Below are 1,010 nucleotides of genomic sequence, written 5' to 3'. Positions count from 1 at the left end.
CATTGCAGCGTGTCGACCGTGGACCCGTTCGGCCGTCCGGTTGCCGAAGCGAGCAATTGGCCTCTCGGGCTGTAGATGTCGACCTCGATCCCGCCGCGCAGGGTCATCGCCTCCAGCGTCTGTGCCACGTCTATGCCGTCACCGCTGACCAGATCGACCGGGGCCGTCAACGGCATCCGCGCTTCCAGGATGTTCGCGATCAATTCCGCCTCGTTCACGAGGCCGTTCGCCCGCTGATAGGCCAGATTGTCGCGCGAGGGGTTCAGGTAGAGGACGCTCGACACCAGCAGGATCATCGCGAGAAGATTGAACGTGATGATCTTGCGGGCAATCGGCGACGAGCGCAGGTTGATCAGCCGGCGCGCCTTGCGCCCCTGCATCAGTTCGCGTTCGCCCGGAGACTGCGGCGAGACCCAGTCGTCGCCAAGCACCAGGTCAGGCTCATTCCGTGCGGCGCGCCGCACGGAGTTGAGGTCTCGCACATCGATGTGGCGGGCCGCGTCGGTCATCGTCAGGCTTCGTTATACCGATAGCCGATGCCGTAAAGCGTTTCGATCGCCGAGAACTCATCGTCGGCCTGGCGCATCTTCTTGCGCAGCCGCTTGATGTGGCTGTCGATGGTCCGGTCATCGACATAAATCTGGTCGTCGTAGGCCACGTCCATTAACTGATCGCGTGACTTGACGAAGCCGGGACGCTGGGCCAGCACCTGCAACAGCAGGAACTCGGTCACGGTCAGGGACACATCGTTGCCTCTCCACTTCACCGTATGGCGCAGCGGGTCCATCGTCAGTTCGCCGCGGACCATGACCTTGTTGTCTTCAGTCTCTTCGACCACCTCGCCGCCGATGACGTCCTGGCGTCGCAGCAGGGCACGGATACGTTCGACCAGCAGCCGCTGGCTGAACGGCTTCTTGACGTAGTCGTCGGCCCCCATGCGCAGACCCAGCACCTCGTCGATCTCATCGTCCTTGGACGTGAGGAAGATCACTGGCATTGAGGTCTTCTGC

At 62.5% G+C, this 1,010-nt stretch carries 2 protein-coding genes; both read right to left on the bottom strand.

Annotated elements, in window-relative coordinates; translation table 11 throughout:
• Positions 1 to 509: sensor N-terminal transmembrane domain-containing protein (locus tag ACOI1H_RS25805; RefSeq protein ID WP_422441193.1), on the bottom strand; the 509-nt coding region annotated here is incomplete at its 3' end.
• 2 nt (positions 510 to 511) lie between these two features.
• Positions 512 to 1,010, bottom strand: a 499-nt coding sequence (locus ACOI1H_RS25800) for a winged helix-turn-helix domain-containing protein (RefSeq protein ID WP_422441191.1), incomplete at its 5' end; no start/stop codon positions are given.

Origin of the sequence: Loktanella sp. DJP18 (assembly GCF_049310965.1) — a bacterium.
GTDB lineage: Bacteria > Pseudomonadota > Alphaproteobacteria > Rhodobacterales > Rhodobacteraceae > Loktanella.
Note: the sequence above shows the minus strand (reverse complement) of the source record. Positions and strands in the feature narration are given on the sequence as shown.